Source organism: Microbulbifer thermotolerans, from assembly GCF_900112305.1.
GTDB classification, from domain to species: domain Bacteria; phylum Pseudomonadota; class Gammaproteobacteria; order Pseudomonadales; family Cellvibrionaceae; genus Microbulbifer; species Microbulbifer thermotolerans.
Genome location: NZ_FOKT01000004.1, coordinates 258,503 through 278,201 on the forward strand (window position 1 = coordinate 258,503; position 19,699 = coordinate 278,201).

The 19,699-nt window shown below is 61.4% G+C and carries 15 protein-coding genes; 7 read left to right on the forward strand and 8 right to left on the reverse strand.

Annotated elements, in window-relative coordinates; all coding sequences use genetic code 11:
• Positions 1–2: 2 nt before the first annotated feature.
• From BM155_RS08105 to BM155_RS08135, 7 genes are all read right to left on the reverse strand, one after another.
• Positions 3–1,979, reverse strand: a complete 1,977-nt coding sequence (locus BM155_RS08105; protein WP_074902297.1) for an outer membrane lipoprotein-sorting protein — start codon at positions 1,977–1,979, stop codon at positions 3–5.
• Positions 1,979–2,716, reverse strand: a complete 738-nt coding sequence (locus BM155_RS08110; protein ID WP_074902300.1) for an ABC transporter ATP-binding protein — start codon at positions 2,714–2,716, stop codon at positions 1,979–1,981. Before BM155_RS08110 ends, BM155_RS08105 begins: the two co-directional genes overlap by 1 nt.
• Positions 2,717–2,752: 36 nt before the next feature.
• On the reverse strand, positions 2,753–4,024 hold the full coding sequence (locus BM155_RS08115; protein WP_067150583.1) for a hypothetical protein: 1,272 nt from the start codon (positions 4,022–4,024) through the stop codon (positions 2,753–2,755).
• Positions 3,994–5,772 carry a class I adenylate-forming enzyme family protein gene (locus tag BM155_RS08120; RefSeq protein ID WP_074902304.1) on the reverse strand — a complete coding sequence of 593 codons (1,779 nt, stop codon included), beginning with the start codon at positions 5,770–5,772 and terminating at the stop codon, positions 3,994–3,996. The genes BM155_RS08115 and BM155_RS08120 overlap by 31 nt, the downstream gene beginning before the upstream one ends.
• 7 nt (positions 5,773–5,779) lie before the next feature.
• Positions 5,780–7,189 carry a hypothetical protein gene (locus BM155_RS08125; RefSeq protein ID WP_074902307.1) on the reverse strand — a complete coding sequence of 470 codons (1,410 nt, stop codon included), beginning with the start codon at positions 7,187–7,189 and terminating at the stop codon, positions 5,780–5,782.
• 10 nt (positions 7,190–7,199) lie between these two features.
• Entirely contained in the window at positions 7,200–8,303 is a 1,104-nt protein-coding gene (locus BM155_RS08130; RefSeq protein ID WP_175487773.1) for an SDR family oxidoreductase, read from the reverse strand.
• A 79-nt stretch (positions 8,304–8,382) separates the two neighbouring features.
• Positions 8,383–9,696 (reverse strand): 3-dehydroquinate synthase II domain-containing protein, encoded by a 1,314-nt coding sequence (locus tag BM155_RS08135; RefSeq protein WP_217641467.1) that lies wholly within the window; start codon positions 9,694–9,696, stop codon positions 8,383–8,385.
• Positions 9,697–10,013: 317 nt separating this feature from the next.
• Here BM155_RS08135 and epmB point away from each other — a divergent pair, with 317 nt between their 5' ends.
• The 4 genes from epmB to BM155_RS17690 all read left to right on the forward strand — a co-directional run bounded on the left by epmB (position 10,014) and on the right by BM155_RS17690 (position 15,529).
• Complete coding sequence (gene epmB, locus BM155_RS08140; RefSeq protein ID WP_067150595.1) at positions 10,014–11,030, forward strand: EF-P beta-lysylation protein EpmB; 1,017 nt, start codon at positions 10,014–10,016, stop codon at positions 11,028–11,030.
• Positions 11,031–11,181: 151 nt separating this feature from the next.
• The gene (locus BM155_RS08145; RefSeq protein WP_067150598.1) at positions 11,182–13,269 is read left to right on the forward strand and encodes an EAL domain-containing protein; all 2,088 of its coding nucleotides are present in this window, start codon (positions 11,182–11,184) and stop codon (positions 13,267–13,269) included.
• A 96-nt stretch (positions 13,270–13,365) separates the two neighbouring features.
• Positions 13,366–15,318 carry a M1 family metallopeptidase gene (locus BM155_RS08150; protein ID WP_074902313.1) on the forward strand — a complete coding sequence of 651 codons (1,953 nt, stop codon included), beginning with the start codon at positions 13,366–13,368 and terminating at the stop codon, positions 15,316–15,318.
• 85 nt (positions 15,319–15,403) lie between these two features.
• Positions 15,404–15,529, forward strand: a complete 126-nt coding sequence (locus BM155_RS17690) for a hypothetical protein (protein WP_265966517.1) — start codon at positions 15,404–15,406, stop codon at positions 15,527–15,529.
• A gap of 30 nt (positions 15,530–15,559) precedes the next feature.
• Here the strand turns inward: BM155_RS17690 and serB are convergent, their stop codons facing one another.
• Positions 15,560–16,681 (reverse strand): phosphoserine phosphatase SerB, encoded by a 1,122-nt coding sequence (serB, locus tag BM155_RS08155; protein ID WP_067150604.1) that lies wholly within the window; start codon positions 16,679–16,681, stop codon positions 15,560–15,562.
• Between the two features lie 102 nt (positions 16,682–16,783).
• Between serB and BM155_RS08160 the strand changes: the two genes are divergently transcribed.
• The 3 genes from BM155_RS08160 (at position 16,784) to BM155_RS08170 (ending at position 19,682) form a co-directional block, all read left to right on the forward strand.
• Positions 16,784–17,854 carry a hypothetical protein gene (locus BM155_RS08160; RefSeq protein WP_074902316.1) on the forward strand — a complete coding sequence of 357 codons (1,071 nt, stop codon included), beginning with the start codon at positions 16,784–16,786 and terminating at the stop codon, positions 17,852–17,854.
• Positions 17,855–18,083: 229 nt separating this feature from the next.
• Positions 18,084–18,488 (forward strand): MerR family transcriptional regulator, encoded by a 405-nt coding sequence (locus BM155_RS08165; protein ID WP_074902319.1) that lies wholly within the window; start codon positions 18,084–18,086, stop codon positions 18,486–18,488.
• A 24-nt stretch (positions 18,489–18,512) separates the two neighbouring features.
• A complete protein-coding gene (locus BM155_RS08170; protein ID WP_067150613.1) occupies positions 18,513–19,682 on the forward strand; it encodes an isovaleryl-CoA dehydrogenase in 1,170 nt (389 codons plus the stop codon).
• Positions 19,683–19,699: the final 17 nt, after the last annotated feature.

Consider the following 19,699-nt stretch of genomic DNA (forward strand, 5'->3'; position numbering starts at 1 on the left):
TCCTAAAGGGTCATCAGTGTGTCGACGGAAAACAGGCTTTCCGGAGGATCAGCGGGTATCACCTGGTCGTACTGGAGAAGGCTGTAGCGCTCGGGGAAGTTGGCGTTGACGATTTTCATGCGCGATACAAAGAGCCGCGCTTCGCCGTTGATCTGTACCCGGTTGCCGTACTCAAAATGCGCCACTTTGAGGGGCATGCCGCTGGCGGTCAGAAATTCGGCCCTGACGCCGAGGCGGCTGCGCCGATCTAGGTAGTAGATAATGGCTTCATAGGTGGCGCTGTCCGTGGCGGCGGTAAGTTTCAGCTTGTGGCAGGGGATGCCGTCCAACTCCACTGGCCCCAAATACTCTGGGGTGTAGTCCCGGGCGTATTGAGTCGCGGCAATGTCACCATTGGCTGCTTCGCCCACCAGGCGCTGCTGGGGACTGATGCTGATCGGTTTGCGCAGGCCCGGCTTCGCGTACCACATGGCCCGGGAGGCGATGAGTATCTTTTCCCCGCGGTAGCGCCGCGGCGCGGTGGTCATCGCCAGGGCGCGGCCGTTCCGCACGGCGATATCGTAGTCGGTGTCCGTAGCGCCAGCCGGGTCTTCGGTGTGTATGCTCAGCTTCCACATATAACTGCCCCAGCCACCGCGAGCCAGGTCAGCCTGTTTGAGCCAGTTGCGCATGGTTTCCTCATCCGGCACCTCCTCGGCGGGCGCCGTTAACGGCAGGGCCAGCAGCAGGCAGGCGGCGGATGCCAACATGCGGGTCAGGGGCACGCCGCGGCGCCCGGGGCGCACTTCGCCTCCGACTCGTTTGCGCGCGGTGAGTAAGGCGCCAAGAGTGATTCCCGCACAGGCGCAGGCGATGGCGCCGATAGCCCAGGTGGGCGGCAGCTGTAGGGTCAGCGCGGTGGGTTCAGCGATGCGCGGCAGCTGGGTTTGCACACCGATCAGTGCCAGTGCGGCGATGACCGTGTAGGCGAGAGCGGTGGCGACCAGCGCTGCCGCCAGGGTTGTTAATAGACTCTCGCGCACGAACAGCCCGGCGATGCGTCCGCGGCTGAACCCGAGGGAGCGCAGAATGCCAATCTCGCGGGTTCGGTCGGCCACGTTCATCGCCACCGTGTGCTGGATGGTAGTGAGCGCAATGGTGAACACGACGATACCGGTGAAGGCGAACACCATGGTGAAGAATCCCATAAAGCTGGTGTAAAGCTGGCCTATTTGCGGGTGGTCCCAGGTGGTGACTTCGAAGCGGCCGGGTTGCTGCCGCTCCAGCGCCGCCGCCAATTGGTTGCGGAAGGCGCCGCTGTGAACGCGGTCGTCTAGTTGGATAACCACCCGCGAGACGGCATCGGTGTCGTACAGGGACTGCAGCAAATCCAGAGGTGCTTTGAGCCCTTTGTCTTCGATGGCTTCAATGCCGGTGGAAAAGTCGCCAGTCAGTGGCGCCTCTATGGCGTTCATGCGGTTGGCGTAGGAGGCGCCGAACAACTGCAGATAACTGCCTTTATCCGGGCGGCCGAGCAGGTCCTGCAACTGAGTGGTAAGCAGCAGACCATTTCGGGGCGGGGGTGATGCGGCCAGCGGACTGTGTTGCTGTAGCGCGGTTTCGAACTCAGGATCTACGCCGCGGGCGAGGAAAACGGCGCTTTCGCTGTCCGCTTGTGCCATGCCGACACCCATCAACTGATTGGAAGCGCGCACAAAATGCGTCAATTCGGCGGCGGTGCGGTGAATCAACGCCTGCTCCGCGCTGTCGAGCGAGTACTGTGCCGGACTCGCCGCCAATTGTTCCGGGCCGTCTTTGCGGTAGACCTGCACATGCGCATTGGCATCGCGGTAGATGACCACTGAGGCCAGGGAGCTCTCCACGAAGCGGATATAGCCGAGAAACATCAGCACTGCGAACAGACCCGCGCTCACAGCGATGATGGTGGCCAGGGTGCGCCTGCGATCGCGGTAGAGGTTGCGGAAAGCCATGGACCACATTACGCCACCTCGCTGTCTTTGCTTGGTAATACAGAGGTGTCGGCTTTGTCGCCGGCGGTGGGGCGGTCAGCAGATAATTTGCCGTCGCGGAGCTCAACAACTCGACTGACGTGTTGCAGCAGTCTTTGGTCGTGGGTGGAAAAGACGAAGGTCACCCGCCGCTCGGTGTTCAGCTCTTTCATCAATTCCACCAATGAGAGGGCACTGGGGGTGTCGAGGCTGGCGGTGGGCTCGTCGGCCAGAATCAGTTTGGGTTCTGTGACCAGGGCGCGGGCGACCGCGACCCGCTGGCGCTGGCCACCGGACAACTGGTCGGGACGGAAGTCCGCGAAGCGGGTCAGACCGACGGCAGCCAGGGCCGCGCAGGCGCGCATCCGCCGCTCTTCTTGGGAAATCTTGTGTAAATGGAGCGGCAGCATGACGTTTTCCAGAGCGGTCAGTACCGGCACCAGATTGAAATTCTGAAAGATGATGCCGTAGGTGCGGCTGCGCAGTTGATCCAGAGCATGGTCATCGAGACTGCTGACGGGGCGGCCGGATACGCGGATTTCCCCTGACGAGGGACTGTCCAGGCAGCCGATAAGGTTCAACATTGTGGTCTTTCCGCTGCCGCTGGGCCCGGTGATGGCGACAAAGTCACCACGGCGTACGGCAAAGTTGACAGCGTCCAAAGCGGTGACCTCCACTTCGCCGAGTCGGTAGCGCTTGGTGACCGATTCGAATTCCACCAAATTCATTTCCTCTCTCCTTAAATTTCGCTGTTGTGTTTCCCATCAGAAGAAGGCGTCCAGAGCCAAATAAGCGCTGCGGGTAACCGGCTGACTCATTTCCAGCGCTTTGCCAGCACGACTGCGCGAGAGTCCCAAATAAACGGTGGCGTCGTCGCTGGGGCTGTAAGAAAGCTCCGCGAAGCTACTGCTGCTGGCGGAATCCAAACCCTGTAGCAGTCGTGCGGTCAGGCCCCAGCGGCGGTCGCCGAACAACTTTGGCCAGGTGGTTTGCAGCAGCGCGTAGTGGCGCTGTGCGAAGGGGTGCAGAGGCCTATTTCTGGAGGGGCCCCGCCCGGCTGAAGGTAGGGCGGCGAGTGTGGGATTTAGTAGTTCCTTATCGCTCTGGGCATAGCCGTTGTAGATGAGTTCGAGGCCTGTCTCTGCGCCGGATGTGGCGCCGTAGCGCAGATTGAAAACGCCGTCCCAACGCCAGCGTGAGCGGTTCTGTGCCAGTGGCTCGGCGCCGCTGGCGGTCTCGGCATAGCCGCGCGATGCGGATGCTTCAATGCCAATGGTCCAGGCTTCACCGAGACCGTGTTGGAAATAGCCGCCGATATAGGGTCGGAAACCGCCGCCGCCGCCAGCTACAGCACCCAGGGTGGCGATGCGGCTCTCCACCCAGTTCCACTCGGCGCGAGCCAGGGTGAAGGTGCCGCCGCTCTCAATGCCGTCCACCGGGTCAAGTCGTGGGTCCGCCAATAGTAGGTTGGCGCGGCCGCGGGATGTAATAGTGGTGCTTGCGAAGAGCATGGGTTTACCGGGGATATCGCGGCGGGGGGTTACGGCGCCGTTGTCGGGAAACAGGCGGTTGGTGGGGCTGTAAAGTAGCGATGGCCCCCAGCCAATCAGGCGCTTGCCGGCGCCGATGCGGCTGCCGCCGTCCAGTTCGCGCAGCAGATAGCCTTCGGCGAGCCAATCGGGATGCGGGTCCGGCATGGCCTGAGGCCGCTCGTCGTCTTCCAGGGCCAGGCGCGGTTTTAGAACCACGCGCGTGCCGTCGCAGGGCTTCCTATTGCAGCGCAGCTGCAGGTCTAGGCGCAGCTCGGCGGCGCTGCGCTCGGTGTTGTCACCGCCGCTCCAGGATGTGGAAAGAGGGGCGAAGAGTTGTTCGCGCTCCCGGATCAACTGCAGTGTGAGCTCGTAGTCGGAGCTCCAGGTTTTTTGCCCGCCGCTGCTGTCAAAGGCCCAGTCGTTATCGGCGGCTGACGGCGCGGCGCAGATCGCGGCGGTCAGTAGTGCTGGAATCAGGCGGACTGCAGTGCACTGGCTTCGCATGGAGCCGCCTCCGCTATGGGTTTCTGTTGTGCCTGCAGCAGGGTGTTGTAGCGTTCGCGCAGGTGTCGCTTGAGGGTTTTGCCGGTGGCACCTATTGGGAACTCTTCCCAGCTAATCACCCACAGGTGGATCAGCTGTTGTTCCTCGGGCAGGAGGGCGTTTAGTGTGCGCCGCAGGGTTTCCGCGTCGGGGATACGCACATTGGCCTGTGGGGCAACCACTGCTGCGGGTACTTCCGGTCCATTTGCGCGCGGGCGGACGCCGAAGACGCAGGTGTCTAAAACGCCCTCCTGCTTCAGCACTATCTCTTCGAGTGGCAGGGTATATACGGGACCGCGGGCGGTGTGCATCACGTCTACCTCGCGATCCAGGTGCACCAGTTCACCGTCTTCGCCTTCGCACACCATGTCGCCAGTGAACCACCAGCCATCGCGGGTAGCGGAATAGAAAATGTCGTGGGCATTCCAATAGCCGCCGAACATGCTCTTGCCCCGAATCATCAGACGACCGACCTCGCCTCTGGGGACCGGGACACCATCGGCGTCAGCGATTTTTATCTCGGGGCCGAGTGGCGTTCGGCGCCCCACTCGGCGGGAGAATTTCTTGGTCCAGGGGGTGGCGATACGCAGCAGGGCGGCGATGCCCACCTCGCTGGAGCCTAGGCCGTCGACAAACAGTGAGCCTTTCAGCGGGATACCGAGGCGGGTAAAAAAGGAACCGTGGGGAATTAGGGCGCGCTGCTGTACCTCGTGGCTGGCGTCCGCGGTTGTGCCCCAGATGCGCACACTGTCCAGCGGCTGATCCGTGACCCCAGCTTCCAGCAGGCGTGTGTAGGTGATTGGGAATCCGAAAAACACAGTGGGTTTTCGCTCGTGCAGCTGGCGTACCAGCTCGGGGGCCGCCATTTGAGGGTTGACTATGCAACGCACGCCCATTAACAGCACCCCGTGCAGATAGAGGTGTGAAACCTGGTGATTCAACGGCAGCGCGAAGCAGGCCAGATCGCGGGTGGAAACGGGGTTGAACAGAATGATGGAGCGCAGCGACTGGGCTAAGCCCTCCTGCTTGAGGATCACGCCCTTGGGGACGCCGGTGGTGCCGGAAGTGTGCACTATGTAGAGGGGATCTTCGGGGCCTCGGGGGCGCTCGGGGGGCGTGGGCAGTGCTTCATCCAGCAGCCGCGTCAAGCTGTGTACGCGATGACAGCCAGCATGACGGGGCGTGTCCGTTAGCACTATCTGTCGGATATCCTGTGATAGAAGTTCTTCTCCCTGCCCTGTCAGTTTCCACCAGGCATCACTGTCGGTGATCAGTAGCCGCACACCCAGCCGCTCCATATAGCCAGCGGCTGTGTCCGCGGCCAAATTGGCGTTGATCGGTACTGCGATGGCGCCGATGCGCAGTGCGGCTACAGAAAATAGAAAGTAGTCGAACTGGTTGGCCTTGTAGATGGCCACTCGGTCCCCTTGTTCGACCCCCAAATGGTGCCAGCAGGCGGACAGTTTTTTCACTGTGGTCAGAATCCGAGGGGTGCTCCAGTGCAGTTCGTCTGTCCAGCTCAGGGGGCTGGTCAGCTCCACCAGCTTCCGGTCGCCGTGGCGGCGCATAGCGAATTCCAGCGCGCGGTCTACGCGATCGTCCCAGCGGGCCAGCAGAGACAGGCGGCCGAAGTAGCCCAGCTGTGCGGCGGCGAAGAGTAGGTAGGCGAAAAGCAGGGTGGCGATAGCGGCGATTGCGTAGCTCATCATCTTGGCTTTATCTCCTGGGTGGGGATTGCAGCTCTTCCAACAGGTGCCGCAGGGCGTCTAGATAGGGTGCGGCGAATTCCCTGTGGATATCTCTGAAGGCCGCGCGGCGGTAAACCAGGTCCAATTGCATGCGGCCGTTGACGGTGGGCGTGTACAGAATGAAATCGTACGGGGGTACCAGGCAGCCGAAGCCCAGGTAACTTTGGGTGCGGTGTTCGCTGGAACCGAAGGAGGAAAAGTCCTCCTCGATGCGCCCCGGATTCGAGTAGCAGGCGTTGGTGCCCTGGCACAGATTCAGCAGGTGTCGCGCGGGGCCGCGCAGGGAGCGCAGCCGCAGCAGTGGCAGCAGGATTTCCAGCCGTCCGAGTTCAGTGCCTATTTGCCGGTCGCTGCGCGCCCGGCAAATAGCTGTATGCAGGTTGTGCAGCAGGGCTGGAGTTTGTTGGCCAGTGCGCAGGCGGATGCCGCTGGGCACCAGGTAGTTGCGGAAACTGCGGTCGTGGTGATGCTCGATCAGGCGCCGCAGGCTGATGGCACAAGTGATGCGCAGTGTGCCGCGATGGTGGCTGCCAGTGGACTCCATTAACCGCGCCAGCGCCGCGCATAGAAGGGTGTTAATGGTGACCCCTGCGCTTTTGGCCGCTGGTCCCAGACGCGCCTCCAGTTCCCGTGGCAGCAGACTGTGAAAAAAGTCCAGCTGTCCTATATCTGGATCGGCTGCCATCCCCTCCCAGCGCTGTCCCTGAAGTTGTACGGTGAAGCCGATATCGCGGTGCAGTAAATCCGCAACGACACTGCCCAGGGCCCGCAGCCAGCGGTGTCCACGCACTCGCGGGCGGAACCAGCCGGGGCGTATTTCCGCCAGGGGCGCGAAAGGCAGTTCGCCTCCGGGGGCTGTGGCACCGGGTACCCCGGTAATATGGGCGTAGTGCCCGATGATGGCGCGCAATAGCAGGCAGTCGCTGCGGGCATCGGCGACGCCGTGATGACTGCTCAGATAAACGCAGGAATTGTGGCCGCCGTTGCCGGTAACCAGCAGCAACTGCAGTGGCGGCCGCTCGCGCCAGCGCAGGCGATGCTCTGAACTGAAATTCATTAACAAGTGGCGGAAGGCTGCGTCGTTGAAATCACAGGGGGCGGCGTATTCAAGGTGCTTCACCCAGCGGGTGGTGGAAGTATCGAAGGGGCGCAGCTGACCGACGTCCGGGCGGTAGCGCAATAATGGGATCTGCGCCACTGCGCGCTGCACACTCTGTTCCAGTGCCAGGGGATCCAGCCGGCCACTGACAATCAGTAACTGATTGGTGTTGACGTTGGCCATATCGCCGAGGTGTATGAATACTTCGGCCAGCGCGTCCAGGGCGCGTTTGCCGGCAAGGCTGTCGTCGGTGGTTGCAGAGGTGGTCAGGCTGGTCACTTTGGGTCCCTTAGATGGCTTCGGCCACTCTTGCTGCGTTGCCTTCGTTCGCGGTGGAAGACTCGTTTGCATACCAGCGGCAAAGGGCGTGGAGTTCGTCGCGCGAAAGTGGTTGCACCGGCTGTTCGAGGTCGATGGCGGCATCCAGGCGGGAGCGCTGGAATTGCCACTCGGTGCGCGCGAAGGGGCGGTTGGGGGCCACGGCGCGGTCGAATTTTTGTTCCATTGCGGTAGTGGGGGTGCCAAGGCGGGCGTCGATACCGGCCACCTGTCCCCAGATGCGCACGATTTCCTCCATGCGCACTTGAATACCGCCGCTGGAGTGGAATACCTCGAAGGTGTCACCGGTATCTCTGCGCAGTGTCAGGGCGCAGGCGTCGGTGCAGAGTTGGTCGATCGGAACCAAATCTGGCCGCGCCTCCGGCAGCAGATCTACGGTGATTTCTCTGTGACCGGCAGCGGCGATGGCGATCATCGCGTCCTGGAACATGTAAAAACCGAAGCCGTTGCGGTGCGCCCAACCGGTGTGGCGGTGTCCGACCACCACCGTTGGGCGGAAGACTGTGATTGGCAGGCCGCAGCGCAGATACAGCAGATGCAGCGATTGTTCCGTGCTCCACTTGGTGACTTGGTAGGTGTTGACCATGCGGCCCCTGGCGTGCAATTCCTCGCGCACCGGGCCGCCGGCCATACCGGCGACATAGGCGGTGGATACATAGTAGAAACGGCGGCAGCGGGGGGCGCAGCGCACGGCGGTTTCGTACAGGCGCGCGCTGTTGCCGACGTTGGTATCGAAGGAGGTCCCCAATTTGTGGGCGGAGTAGCTCATCTCCGCGGCCACGTGCCAAATTTCGGTGATTTCCTCCAGTCCGGCGTTGGCTAGCTCACCCTCCAGGTCGGCGAAGTTGATATTGAGTACCCGCAGGTGATGTTTTACTGCGCCGCTCACGTCAAGCCCGCATCCGCGGGCCGCGGTCAGTATTGCCTCTGTGGTCCGCACGCCGTCGGGGTCATTGCGGGATACGGCGGTCACTTTGGCACCTCGGGCCAGAAGATTCGCGGCCAGGGCGCTGCCGACAAAGCCGGTGGCGCCGGTAATCAGTACCTGATGCACTTCCACTCTCCTTTTCTATCCGGTTGATGGGGAAGCGGTGGGCGTCGCCGGGGATAGCCCTGCCCACCGGGTGGAGGAATCAAAGTTCGATGATGTGTTCATCGACTTTTACGCCCACGTGGCGCCCCGGTTCGGTACCAAAACCGAGTACGCGGTCGCCGGGCTTGAGTTCGGTGACGTTGAGGGGTTTGGCCTCGTCGGAAAAAATCCGCACGTGCCAGTCATCCTGCATGATGATGTTGACTTTGCGGTTCTCCGGGAAGGTCGCCTCGATTAGCAGCAGTGGCCGTATCTCGGTTTTTGTGCGCCCTACGTAAATCTGCCGGGTCTCGCCGCGGGCGTTTACCGTAGTCAGCTGACTGCCGGCGCGCAGTTCGCTGATGTAGCTGGTGCGGTCGTTGCTCTGAAAGACATAGCTGTGCACCGAGGCAGCGTTGATGCGGAAGGGACGCAGCTCCATGTAAGGAAGATGGAACACTTCCGGGCAGCAGAGGATGCCGCCGGTGGAGGTGGAACCCACCAGTATGCCTTCATCCGGGTTGAACATGTGGGAGGTGTCTATGCAGGCGCGGTAGCCCAGTCCCAGGTGGGTAATGCGGTCGATCACACCCACCTGGATTTCGATCCTGGGCGACGCTTGGGCGTCCATTTTGCTGGCGAAGCGGTCGAACTGTTCCATTGTTGTAAAGGAGGTCAGTACGCCGTCGCTGCCTAGTTCGAGCACGCCGAGGGCAATGACCGCATCGTCCACATCCTGGTGCACCTCCTTCAGCAGAACCGTATTGGTTTTGTGCAGTTCTGCGATGACCAATTCCAGGGGGATATTGGTGGGATCTTTAAAAGAGACCATTAGGTGGTCGAAGTGCATTCCCAGGTGAAAGGAGGCGTGCAGGCTGGTGGCATTGTCCACATGCATGCGGAGGCTGGTGCGGAATCCAGCTGCCCGGGCCGCGTTCAGTACTTGAGGCTCATAGCTGGAAATAACCGCCACGCGCTTGCCGTCACTTTCAGCCCCGGCCTTTTCGGTGAAGTGATTCCAGTCCTCAAGGGTTTCCAAATGCAGTATCCGCTGCAGGCGCGGTGAAACCGCTTTGTCCATTTCTGCGATATTGTCGGCGTAAAGCACTATGCCGTTGTAGCGGCCTTGCCCCAGGCGTTGGACGATCGCTTTGCTTGAGTCCTCGTCCATGGTCGCCAGCACGCGGGAGTCGTACCAGAGTAAATGTTCACGGCTTTGTGGAACTTCGGTTGTAACCGGGAAGAGCGCAGTGTTGGCTGGCGCCGCCGGTTCGAGTGGCGTGGTGGGGCCGCGTTTGGACGGTGTTGCCTTGGCTGCGCCATTCTTGCGAGAGGTTTTTTCCGCGGCTGGGCGTTTGCTCTGCACTTGTTCCATATCGGTTTCCTGACTTGCTGGTGGTTGGATTAACCGTCGACCGGGATCGGCACTTCCTTGGCGGCTTGCGCGGGGACAGAGAGAGCACAACAACTGCGGAAGGCTTCCCTGCCTACAACCGGCGGCCGTTTGAATTGACTGCAGACTATTTAAGGGAGGGAGGGGCGTCACCTAGCAGAATTGAGGGGTGTCGGAGACCGCTAGCAGTGTTAATCAGCGCCGTTCAATCTGCGCGAATTCTGTAGTTGGTTTCGGGTCGGTTTCGCCGTTTGGGTTGTGCCACTGTTACAATGCGCTTTTTTCCACCCGGGGGAGGTATGGCGCGAAACGCAGCAGTGGGCGAAATAACCGTTCTGGAACAGCGACGCTGGCAGGAGGAGCTGGCGGACCTCGTGACCGACCCCGCGGAATTGATCGAGTTGCTGGGCCTGGACCCGGCCCAGCTGCCCCAAGCCCTGCGCGCCAGCGGCGACTTCCCTCTGCGGGTGCCTAGGCCGTTCTTGAAACGCATGCGCCGCCGGGACCCGAGCGACCCGCTGTTGCTGCAGGTGTTGCCGGGTGCGCCGGAGCTGCAGGTCAATACGGGCTTTAGCGCCGACCCCCTTGACGAAGCGCGTGCCAATCCGGTGCCAGGTGTGGTGCACAAGTACCGCGGCCGCTTGCTGCTGATCGCCGCGGGCCAGTGCGCGGTCAATTGCCGCTACTGCTTCCGCCGCCAGTTCCCCTATGGCGACAACCACCTGAGCGGGGGGCGCTGGCAGGAGGCGCTGGACTATATCCGCGAACGAGACGAGCTGCGCGAAGTGATTCTCAGTGGTGGCGATCCGCTGGTACTGGGAGACCGCCAGTTAGCCCGGCTGACGCAGGAGCTGGCAGAGATCGAGCACCTGGACAAGCTGCGGGTGCACAGTCGCCTGCCGATTGTCGTTCCCAGCCGGATAACCGATGAGCTGGTCCACTGGTTTACCAGCACGCGCCTGAAGCCGGTGTTGGTGCTGCACTGCAACCACGCCAATGAAATCGATGGCGAAGTGCAGGCCGCGCTGGCAAAGCTCCGCGCCGGTGGCGTGACCCTGCTCAATCAGGCCGTGCTGCTCCGTGGCGTCAACGACAGTGTCGGCGCGCTGGCAGACCTGAGCGAAGCACTTTTCGATGCCGGCGTCCTGCCTTACTACTTGCACCAACTGGATCGGGTGCAGGGGGCTGCCCACTTTGAGGTGGAGACGGGCCGCGCCCAGTGGCTGGTAGAGCAGTTGCGCAACCGGATGCCCGGTTACCTGGTGCCGAGGCTGGTGCGGGAGATTCCGGGACAGAGGTCCAAGTCGCCGCTCTAGCCGCCTTTTCGAATTTGTGTGACCTGGATCGCTTTTCGCTCTTCCTTCCGCCCTTGTACCCCACTGCCGCGGCCCCCTAAACTACCCGGCTCGCGGCTTTGTGTGAAATCCCGCACTTGTAGTGCCGCAGTCAGGCATCAAAGAGCGTAGAATGAGCAGCAACGACACCATCCGACTTCTCCTGATCCACGACACGCCTTCCGAGGCCCAGCGCCTGGTAAGCATGTTGCACAATGCCGGCCGTTCCAACCGGGCCCAGCATGTCGCCAGTGAGGCGGCGCTGACCAAGTTACTGCAGGACAAAACCTGGGACCTGCTGATTGCCGAAGAGAGTAGCAAACAGTTGCCCGCGGCGGTGGCGTTGCGCACCATCAGCAAATTGCAAAAAGACGTGCCGGTGATCCTGCTCACCGAACGCGAAGGCGCGCAACCGGTGGTGGAGGGGTTGAAGCTGGGGGCGCGAGATGTCGTCACCGTAGACGAAGACCAGCACCTGCTGCTGGTGATACAGCGCGAGATGACCGCCCTGGATAACCGCCGGCAGGCGCGTCTGCACGACCGTCGCTACCACGCCACCTTGCAGCGCGCCAAGGAACTGCTGGATAGCTCCAAAGATGCCATCGCCTATATCTCGGACGGATTGATCGTCTATGCCAACGAGTCCTTCGCCGAGCGCTTCGGCTACAAGAGCAACGAGGACGTCGAGTACCAGCCGTTGATTGATATGCTGGCTGAAGCCGAGCAGGAAGAGGCGCGCGAATTTCTCAAACAGTGCACCATCGACAATAACGAAGTGGAGGCGAAGGAGTGGAAATTTACCGCTAAAACCGCCTCCGGCCAGCAGTTGCCTACCCGCGCCGAGGTGCTCTCCACCATCTATGACGAAGAGCGCTGCCTGCAGGTGCGTATCGCCGCCCGCGGCGGTGACGCCGAGCAGCTGGAGGCGCAACTCAGCGATATCAAAAACCGGGACCCGCTCACCGGCCTCTACAACCGACAGCATTTCCTGCAGCTATTCGACTCGGCGATCAAGTCCGCCGCCGGTTCCCAGCGCACTGGCGGTCTGATGTATATCGAGGTAGACCGCTTCGAAGAAGCCGTGCAGAAGGCGGTCGGCGTAGCCGGCGCGGATGCCATGCTGAAAGGCCTGGCGCAACTGTTGCAGTCCAGCCTGCGCCGCGGCGATATCGTGGCCCGTTACGGGGAGGAGAGCTTCTGCCTGCTGATCCCGGACACGACCCCGGACAGCGCCGAACACCGCGCCGAGGAAATCGTGAAGAAAATCGCGGACACTATTTTCGATGCCGCGGGCAAGACAGTGCAGATTACCGCATCGGTGGGGATTTCTCTGTTCAGCGAAGCCTCCGCCGGTGCCCAGAAAGTGTTGGATCAGGCCCTGGAGGCGCATGACCAGGCACTGGCGAAGAGTGAGCAGGGCGGCGCAGTTGCACTCTATGAACCGGATACCAGCCAGGAGGGTGACGTTGATACCTACCGCCGCGCCCGCGTGGTGCAGGCTCTGGAAGCCGGCAATCTGAAATTGCTCTATCAGCCCATCCTCAGCCTGCAGGGAACTGGCGAGCAATTGTATGAAGTGCTGGTGCGCTTGGTGGACGGCAAGGATGAACTGGCGCCTGTGGCCTTCCTCGAGGCGTTGGGAGACGCTGGCCTCTCCAGCAAAATGGACCGCTGGGTGATACTCACGGCCATCAAGTCGGCCGCCGCGCAGCGCGCCGCCGGCAAGGATATTTCACTGCTGCTGCATATCACCGCCGCCTCCCTGGTCGACAGCGGCTTGCCCGCCTGGCTGGGGGTGGCCTTTAAGGCCGCCAAGGTGCCGCCGAAATCGGTGGTTTTCCAATTGCGGCAGGAGGATATCAACAGCAATCTGCACGCGGCCCGGGATTTCAGCAATCAGGTGCGGGAGCTCGGCTGTCGCGTCGCTATCTGTCACTTTGGCACTGGGCTCAACCCCTTTAAGGCGCTGGAACATGTGAATGTGGATGTCGCCAAGGTGGACCCCTCATTCGTGCGCGAAGTGCAGGATGAGGGCGAGAGTAGCGATACCCTCGCCAATCTGATCCAGCAGCTGGGGGAGAGCGACATCAAGGTGATCGTGCCTCATGTCGAACAGGCCAGTATGCTGCCCACCCTGTGGCAGACGGGCACCGACTACATCCAGGGCTACTATGTACAGCCGCCCGCGGATGAGATGAACTTCGACTTCAGTCTCGACTGATTGCGCCGTCTTCTCTGAGGGCGCGTTCATCATTTGCTGTGCTTCGGGTATCCTGTGCCGCGATTTAAATAAGCAGAATACTTTTGGAGCCATCCCATGATGTCCCGCTTACTCTTTACCAGCCTGTTTGTCGGCGCCCTTGCGCTGGCAGGCGGCTGTGCGAAATCGGAGCCACCGAAAACGTCCGACGGGGCGGACAGCCCCGCCTCCACAGCGGCAGATGCCGACTCGCAACACGCTTCGGCGGCGATGCCGGAATCCGGTGTCGACTACCACTCCCTTGCCAATACCGGCGACTACCGGGTACAGCACCTCGATCTGGATTTGACTGTGGATTTCGAGCGCAAAGTGCTCGAGGGCGAGGCAGTGTTGCAAGTCGAGCGGCTGACCGACGAGAACCCGCCGCTGGTACTGGATACCCGCGACCTGGAAATCGAACAGGTGAAAGCGGGGCAGGGCGGAGATATGGCACCGGTGAAGTTCCGCCTCGGGGAAAAGGACAGCCATTTGGGAGCGCCGCTGGAAATACAGCTGCCTCCGGAGGCCACCAGCGTCTCTATTGCGTATCGCACTTCTCCGGGTGCTTCCGGTGTGCAGTGGCTGGAGCCGCGGCAGACCGCCGGCAAAAAACATCCCTTCCTGTTCACTCAGGCTCAGCCTACACACGCGCGCAGTTTTGTCCCGCTGCAGGACTCCCCCCAGGTGCGTATTACCTACAAGGCCACCATCCGCACGCCGAAAGCGCTGCGCGCGGTGATGAGTGCAAACAACGATCCCAAGGCGGAAAAGGACGGTGTTTACGAATTTGAAATGCCGCAACCGATCCCCTCTTACCTGATCGCACTCGCGGTGGGCGACCTCGAGTTTAAACCCATGGGCGAGCGCACCGGTGTCTACGCGGAAAAGGTGTTGCTGGATGCGGCGGCGAAGGAATTCGAAGATACCGAATCCATGCTGGAGGCCACCGAAAAGGTTTACGGCCCCTACCGCTGGGATCGCTACGACCTTCTGATACTGCCGCCCAGCTTCCCGTTTGGCGGCATGGAGAACCCGCGCCTGAGCTTTATCACGCCGACCGTTATTGCCGGGGACAAGAGCCTGGTGGCGCTTATCGCCCACGAGCTGGCGCATTCCTGGTCCGGCAACCTGGTGACCAACGCCTCCTGGCGCGACTTGTGGTTGAACGAAGGCTTCACCACTTATCTGACCAATCGCATCATGCAGCTTATCTACGGCGATGAGCGCTACCGGATGGAAATGGCGCTAGGCTACGATGACCTGCAGGCGGATCTCGCCGATCGCCCCGACAAAGATGAGATTATGGCCATCGACCTGCGCGGTCGCGATCCTGACGAGGCCTTTTCCAATATTCCCTATGAGAAGGGCTCTCTCTTCTTGTATGAATTGGAGCAGAAAGTCGGACGCGAGAACTTCGACCGCTTCCTGCTCGATTACTTCAACCATTTCTCCTTCCAGAGCATTACCACGGAAGATTTCCTGGCCTACCTGGAAAAAACGCTGTTGAAGCAGTATCCGGACAAGCTCGATGCCGCGCGGGTCCGCCAGTGGATCTATGAACCGGGTATTCCCGAGGGCGCCCCGCACCCAATGTCGGACGCCTTCAGCAAGCTGGACCCGGTGCGCCAGCAGTGGCTGGACGGAAAAATCCGCGCTGGAGATATCGATACCCAGGGCTGGACTTTCCACCAGTGGAAATACTTCCTCGACGGCATGCCGGAAAAACTGAGCGCAGAGCAGCTGAAAGAATTGGACGCTGCCTTTGGTCTCACCGAGTCCAAAAACAACGAGGTCGCCTTCAGCTGGCTGATGATCGCCGTGCGCAACGACTACCAGCCCGCCTACGCCCGTCTGGAGAGCTTCCTCACCGGTATCGGCCGCAATAAATTTGTGCGCCCGCTGTACCGCGCCATGGTGGAGACGGGTAAGAAGGACGAAGCCGCGCGTATCTTCGAGAACGCCAAGGCCGGCTACCACCCGCTGACGGTCAAGGTAAACAGCCGTGTTATCTACGGAGACGAGCAGGGCTGATTTCCTAGCGGGAAATTCCGCGCTGAGCTATTCAGCGCGGAACACTTTGTGAAATCCGCGATTCGGCGAGTGAATGGAGGTTATCGTGAGCAAAAGACTGGTTTCTCTGCTGCTGTTGGCTCTGTTGGCCGGCGGCTGTAGCGGTGACAACAATGTCTGCGCGGAGCGAGACAAACCCCGCAGCCTGCCGTTTCCCCACGCGGATCTCTGAACCCCAGCTTTCTCTGTTTTGCCGGAGCGGCTACAGGCCGCTCTGCGTCAGTTTTCCTATCTGGGCATCATTCAGGCCGAACAGGTACAGAGCGGCATCCAATCCGAAGCCACTAATGGCCTGGGGCGCTTCCAAACGCACCTTGGGTTTGGGGTGAATGGCGATGCCCAGAGCGCCCAGGTTCAGCATCGGAATATCGTTGGCGCCGTCACCTACCGCAATCACTCTGTCCAGGCCCAGCCCCAAATCTTCCGCCATTTGCTGTAGCAGTGCCCGTTTGCGCGCACCGTCGACTATCGGCTCTATCACGTCGCCGGTCAGTGCGCCCTGCGCGAATTCCAGCTGGTTGGCGTGCACAAAATCCACCGGCAGCCGCTCCCTCTGCAGATAGTGGGCGAAATAGGTGAAGCCGCCGGAGAGGATCGCCGTCTTGCAGCCCAGGGCGCGTAGGGCACCGAGCAGCTTTGCGGCACCGTCTTTCAGCGGCAGTTCGGCGGCGATTTCCGCCAGGCGGGTTTCCGGGAAGCCCTTGAGCAGCGCCATGCGCTTTTTGAAGCTCTGGCGGAAATCCAGCTGACCGCGCATGGCGGCCTCGGTGATGGCGGCAACCTGCTCGCCGATACCGGTGATTTTTGCCAGCTCGTCGATCACTTCGGCATCGATCAGTGTGGAATCCATGTCAAAACCCGCCAGGGCGGGCACCCGCTGGCTGTCTCCCGGTTGCAGCACCAGGTCGGCCTTGAGCTTCTCCGCCTGTTGCAGGCAGGCGTGTTTGGCCGTAGAAAAGTCCAGTACCGCATCGATCTGAAAGCGCAGCACTGTGCGCGTATCGCTTTGCGCCAGGGTATCCACTCCGGTCACCGGCCAACCGTGCTCCGCGAAGAAAGTCAGCAGCTGTCGCAGCTGTGACAGGGTGACGGCGGGGGACAGCAGGGTGACGCACCAGGGTGCCGATACCGGTGCTGGTTCGGCGGGCGGTGGCGCGGGCTCGCTGGCGGCGGCATCCGCGAAGGGCGGTTCGCCATTCACTGCCAGGCCGAGGCGCGCCATGTCTCCGCGGTATTCCAGATAGCGCAGGGCGCCGTCAGCGGAGGCGCCGGCAATCTGCTCCAGGGGCAGGTGGAATTCTCGTGCGGTGGTTTGTTCGCCCATGGCAATGGTCCCTGCGGCCGTGACTGATGGAACCGCGCATTATAGCCCCGGGGTGGTAATTCGCTAAAATCCGCGCAAGGAACACAACAACGCGCCAAACCTATGATCGCTTCACTGTCCCTGAAACAATTGCCGGAACGCATAACAGCCCTGCCACAGAAGGCGCAGCAGCAGTTGCTGGCAGCACTTATCTGGCTGGTGCTGGCGCTCTTCTGCGGCGCAGCGCTCGGGCACTATCACGGCCAGCAGGTAGCGGCCGCCACTGCCAGGGACCGCGCCGAGGCGGAGGCGGCGGCAAAGTTTCTCGCCGCACAGAGCCTAGAGCCAATCGTCGCCGGCGACCGCATCAGCATACAGCTGCTCGGCCAACAGGTATTGGCGCTGCCGGCTATCACAGGGGTCTCCATTCGCGATGTGGAGTCCAATGCGCTGGCGCAGGTGGGGGACATTCACAGCGGCGAGTCGGTGACTGCGCCGGTGGTACTGCACGACAGTATCGCCGGCAGCGTCACCGTCAATCTCCTACCCGGTGGGGACATCCCTTTCCCCTGGGCTAGTTTGTTGCTGTGCTTGGTGTTCGCACTGCCGATATCCGCCGCTGCTGCGCTGGCGGCTGCGAGTCTGATTCGGCGCCGCAAGCTGCCGCTGGTGCAGGCGGTGCCGACGCCTCGAGCGGTCCCTGAGGTCGCCGTCGGCCTCTACCTGCGCCCGTTAAACTGGGCCCAGCTCGGCAACCAGTTGAACCGCAGCGCTCTGGAGAAGCTTGAGCGGGCACTGGAAGGGCAGCTGCAATTGCTCGGGCGCATATACGATGCCCAGCCCCTGAAACATGCGGGCCCGCAGCAGGGGCTCGGATTCTGCGGCGAGGATGCGGCTTTCCGGGCTGTCTGCTGCGGGCTGCTATTACGCGAACTGCAAGGCGCCACCCGCGCCGCCGGCCTGCAGTTGGGGCTGGCGGTGGTGCCGGCACAGCTTTCGGTATTCGGTTTTGCCAGCGAACTGCTGCTCGCCCAGACTCGCGGCCTGTCCCTGCACCCGGAGCTGCTGGGAAACCCCTCTCTTGACGGGCGCATAGTGCGGCACGATGCCAGCTGGGGCGCCGAGATCACCGGCCTGACGCCGAACTATCAGAAACTGCTGGATAACCAGTTGCGCCAACTAGGGAACCTCTGATCCCTGAGACTCGAGGGCTCGCCACGGAGTATCAGGCCACTGCTGCCCCGTCGACATAGCTTCCCCCCGCCTGAGCGCCCCGCTCCCCTCAAAGCGCTCACTCGTGCTTGTTAATGCTTCCCGTCGTATGAGTGACCGACAGCCTTGGACTAGTCCGTTTTGAACAGGTGGTTTACGTTTACGTTAACGTAAACTCTTGCTAGTCTCTGACTTGTTCAGAGGAGATTCCATGAAAGCCAAAGTCGCCAAAGAGCCCGCCAGCTACAGTATTTCCGAGCTGGCGCGGGAGTTCGACATCACTACCCGCACTATCCGCTTCTACGAAGACAAGGGGCTGATCAGCCCCGCCCGCCGGGGGCAGACCCGTATATACAGTCCCGAGGACCGGGTGCGGCTGAAGTTGATACTGCGCGGCAAGCGGCTGGGATTTTCCCTGGAGGAGAGCCGGGAAATCATCGATATGTACGATCCGGCCCGGGGCAATGTGGAGCAGCTGCAGCGGCTGCTGGCCGCCATTGAACAAAAACGTGCGCAACTGCATCAGCAGCTGCGCGATATCCAGAGTCTGATGGGCGAATTGGACGAGGCCGAGGCCCGGGCTCGCGCCGCCCTGGAACAGAACACCGATCACTGACGAGAGAATTTTTACGGAGTCGCTATGAATACCCCTTACCGCACCCTGAATTTCGGTCTCGGTGAAGAAATCGATATGTTGCGCGACATGGTGTACAAGTTCTGCCAGGCGGAACTGGCTCCGCGCGCCGCGCAGATCGACGAGGAAAACCAGTTTCCCGCGGATATGTGGAAAAAGTTTGGAGAGCTGGGCCTGTTGGGGATGACGGTCGAGGAGGAGTACGGCGGCTCCAACATGGGCTACCTGGCTCACGCAGTGGCGATGGAGGAAATTTCCCGCGCCTCCGCATCCGTGGGCCTCTCGTACGGCGCCCACTCCAATCTTTGCGTCAACCAGATTCGCAAAAACGGCACGCCGGAGCAGAAGGCCAAATACCTGCCCAAGCTCTGCTCCGGAGAACATGTCGGCGCGCTGGCAATGAGCGAACCCAACTCCGGTTCCGACGTGGTCAGCCTGCAGTTGCGTGCGGAGAAGAAGGGCGACCGCTTTATTCTCAACGGCAACAAAATGTGGATTACCAATGGGCCGGATGCCAACACCTATGTGATTTACGCGCGCACCGAGCCGGGTATTAGCTCCGGCGGCATCACAGCATTTATTGTCGAACGGGATTTCCCTGGGTTTTCCCGCGCGCAGAAACTGGACAAGCTGGGTATGCGCGGCTCCAACACCTGCGAGCTGGTGTTCGAGGACTGCGAGGTGCCGGAAGAAAATATTCTCGGCGAACTCAATGGCGGGGTGCGTGTACTGATGAGTGGTCTCGACTACGAGCGCACCATTCTCGCCGCCGGTCCGGTGGGCATTATGCAGGCTTGTCTGGATGTGGTGGTGCCCTATGTACACGAGCGCAAACAATTTGGCCGCGCTATCGGTGAGTTCCAGTTGATGCAGGGCAAGATTGCGGACATGTACGCGGACATGAATGCGAGCCGGGCGTATCTTTACGCAGTGGCGAGAGCCTGCGATCGCGGCGAGGATTCACGCAAGGACGCCGCTGCGGTGATTCTGTTTACCGCCGAGCGCGCTACACAGATGGCCCTGCAGGCGATACAGACACTGGGCGGCAACGGCTATATCAACGAATACCCTACCGGCCGTTTGCTGCGTGATGCCAAACTGTACGAAATCGGCGCCGGCACTTCGGAGATCCGCCGTATGCTAATTGGCCGCGAACTCTTTAACGAGACCCGCTGAGGAGGCGGCAGCCGGAA

Bases quoted from the DNA above. Each gene is read 5' to 3' on its own strand.
- BM155_RS08170 (WP_067150613.1), top strand. From the start codon at position 18,513: ATGAATACCCCTTACCGCACCCTGAATTTCGGTCTCGGTGAAGAAATC.
- serB (WP_067150604.1), bottom strand. From the start codon at position 16,681: ATGGGCGAACAAACCACCGCACGAGAATTCCACCTGCCCCTGGAGCAG.
- BM155_RS08105 (WP_074902297.1), bottom strand. From the start codon at position 1,979: ATGTGGTCCATGGCTTTCCGCAACCTCTACCGCGATCGCAGGCGCACC.
- BM155_RS08115 (WP_067150583.1), bottom strand. From the start codon at position 4,024: ATGCGAAGCCAGTGCACTGCAGTCCGCCTGATTCCAGCACTACTGACC.
- BM155_RS08110 (WP_074902300.1), bottom strand. From the start codon at position 2,716: ATGAATTTGGTGGAATTCGAATCGGTCACCAAGCGCTACCGACTCGGC.
- epmB (WP_067150595.1), top strand. From the start codon at position 10,014: ATGGCGCGAAACGCAGCAGTGGGCGAAATAACCGTTCTGGAACAGCGA.
- BM155_RS08135 (WP_217641467.1), bottom strand. From the start codon at position 9,696: ATGGAACAAGTGCAGAGCAAACGCCCAGCCGCGGAAAAAACCTCTCGC.
- BM155_RS08165 (WP_074902319.1), top strand. From the start codon at position 18,084: ATGAAAGCCAAAGTCGCCAAAGAGCCCGCCAGCTACAGTATTTCCGAG.
- BM155_RS08160 (WP_074902316.1), top strand. From the start codon at position 16,784: ATGATCGCTTCACTGTCCCTGAAACAATTGCCGGAACGCATAACAGCC.
- BM155_RS08145 (WP_067150598.1), top strand. From the start codon at position 11,182: ATGAGCAGCAACGACACCATCCGACTTCTCCTGATCCACGACACGCCT.
- BM155_RS08150 (WP_074902313.1), top strand. From the start codon at position 13,366: ATGATGTCCCGCTTACTCTTTACCAGCCTGTTTGTCGGCGCCCTTGCG.
- BM155_RS08120 (WP_074902304.1), bottom strand. From the start codon at position 5,772: ATGATGAGCTACGCAATCGCCGCTATCGCCACCCTGCTTTTCGCCTAC.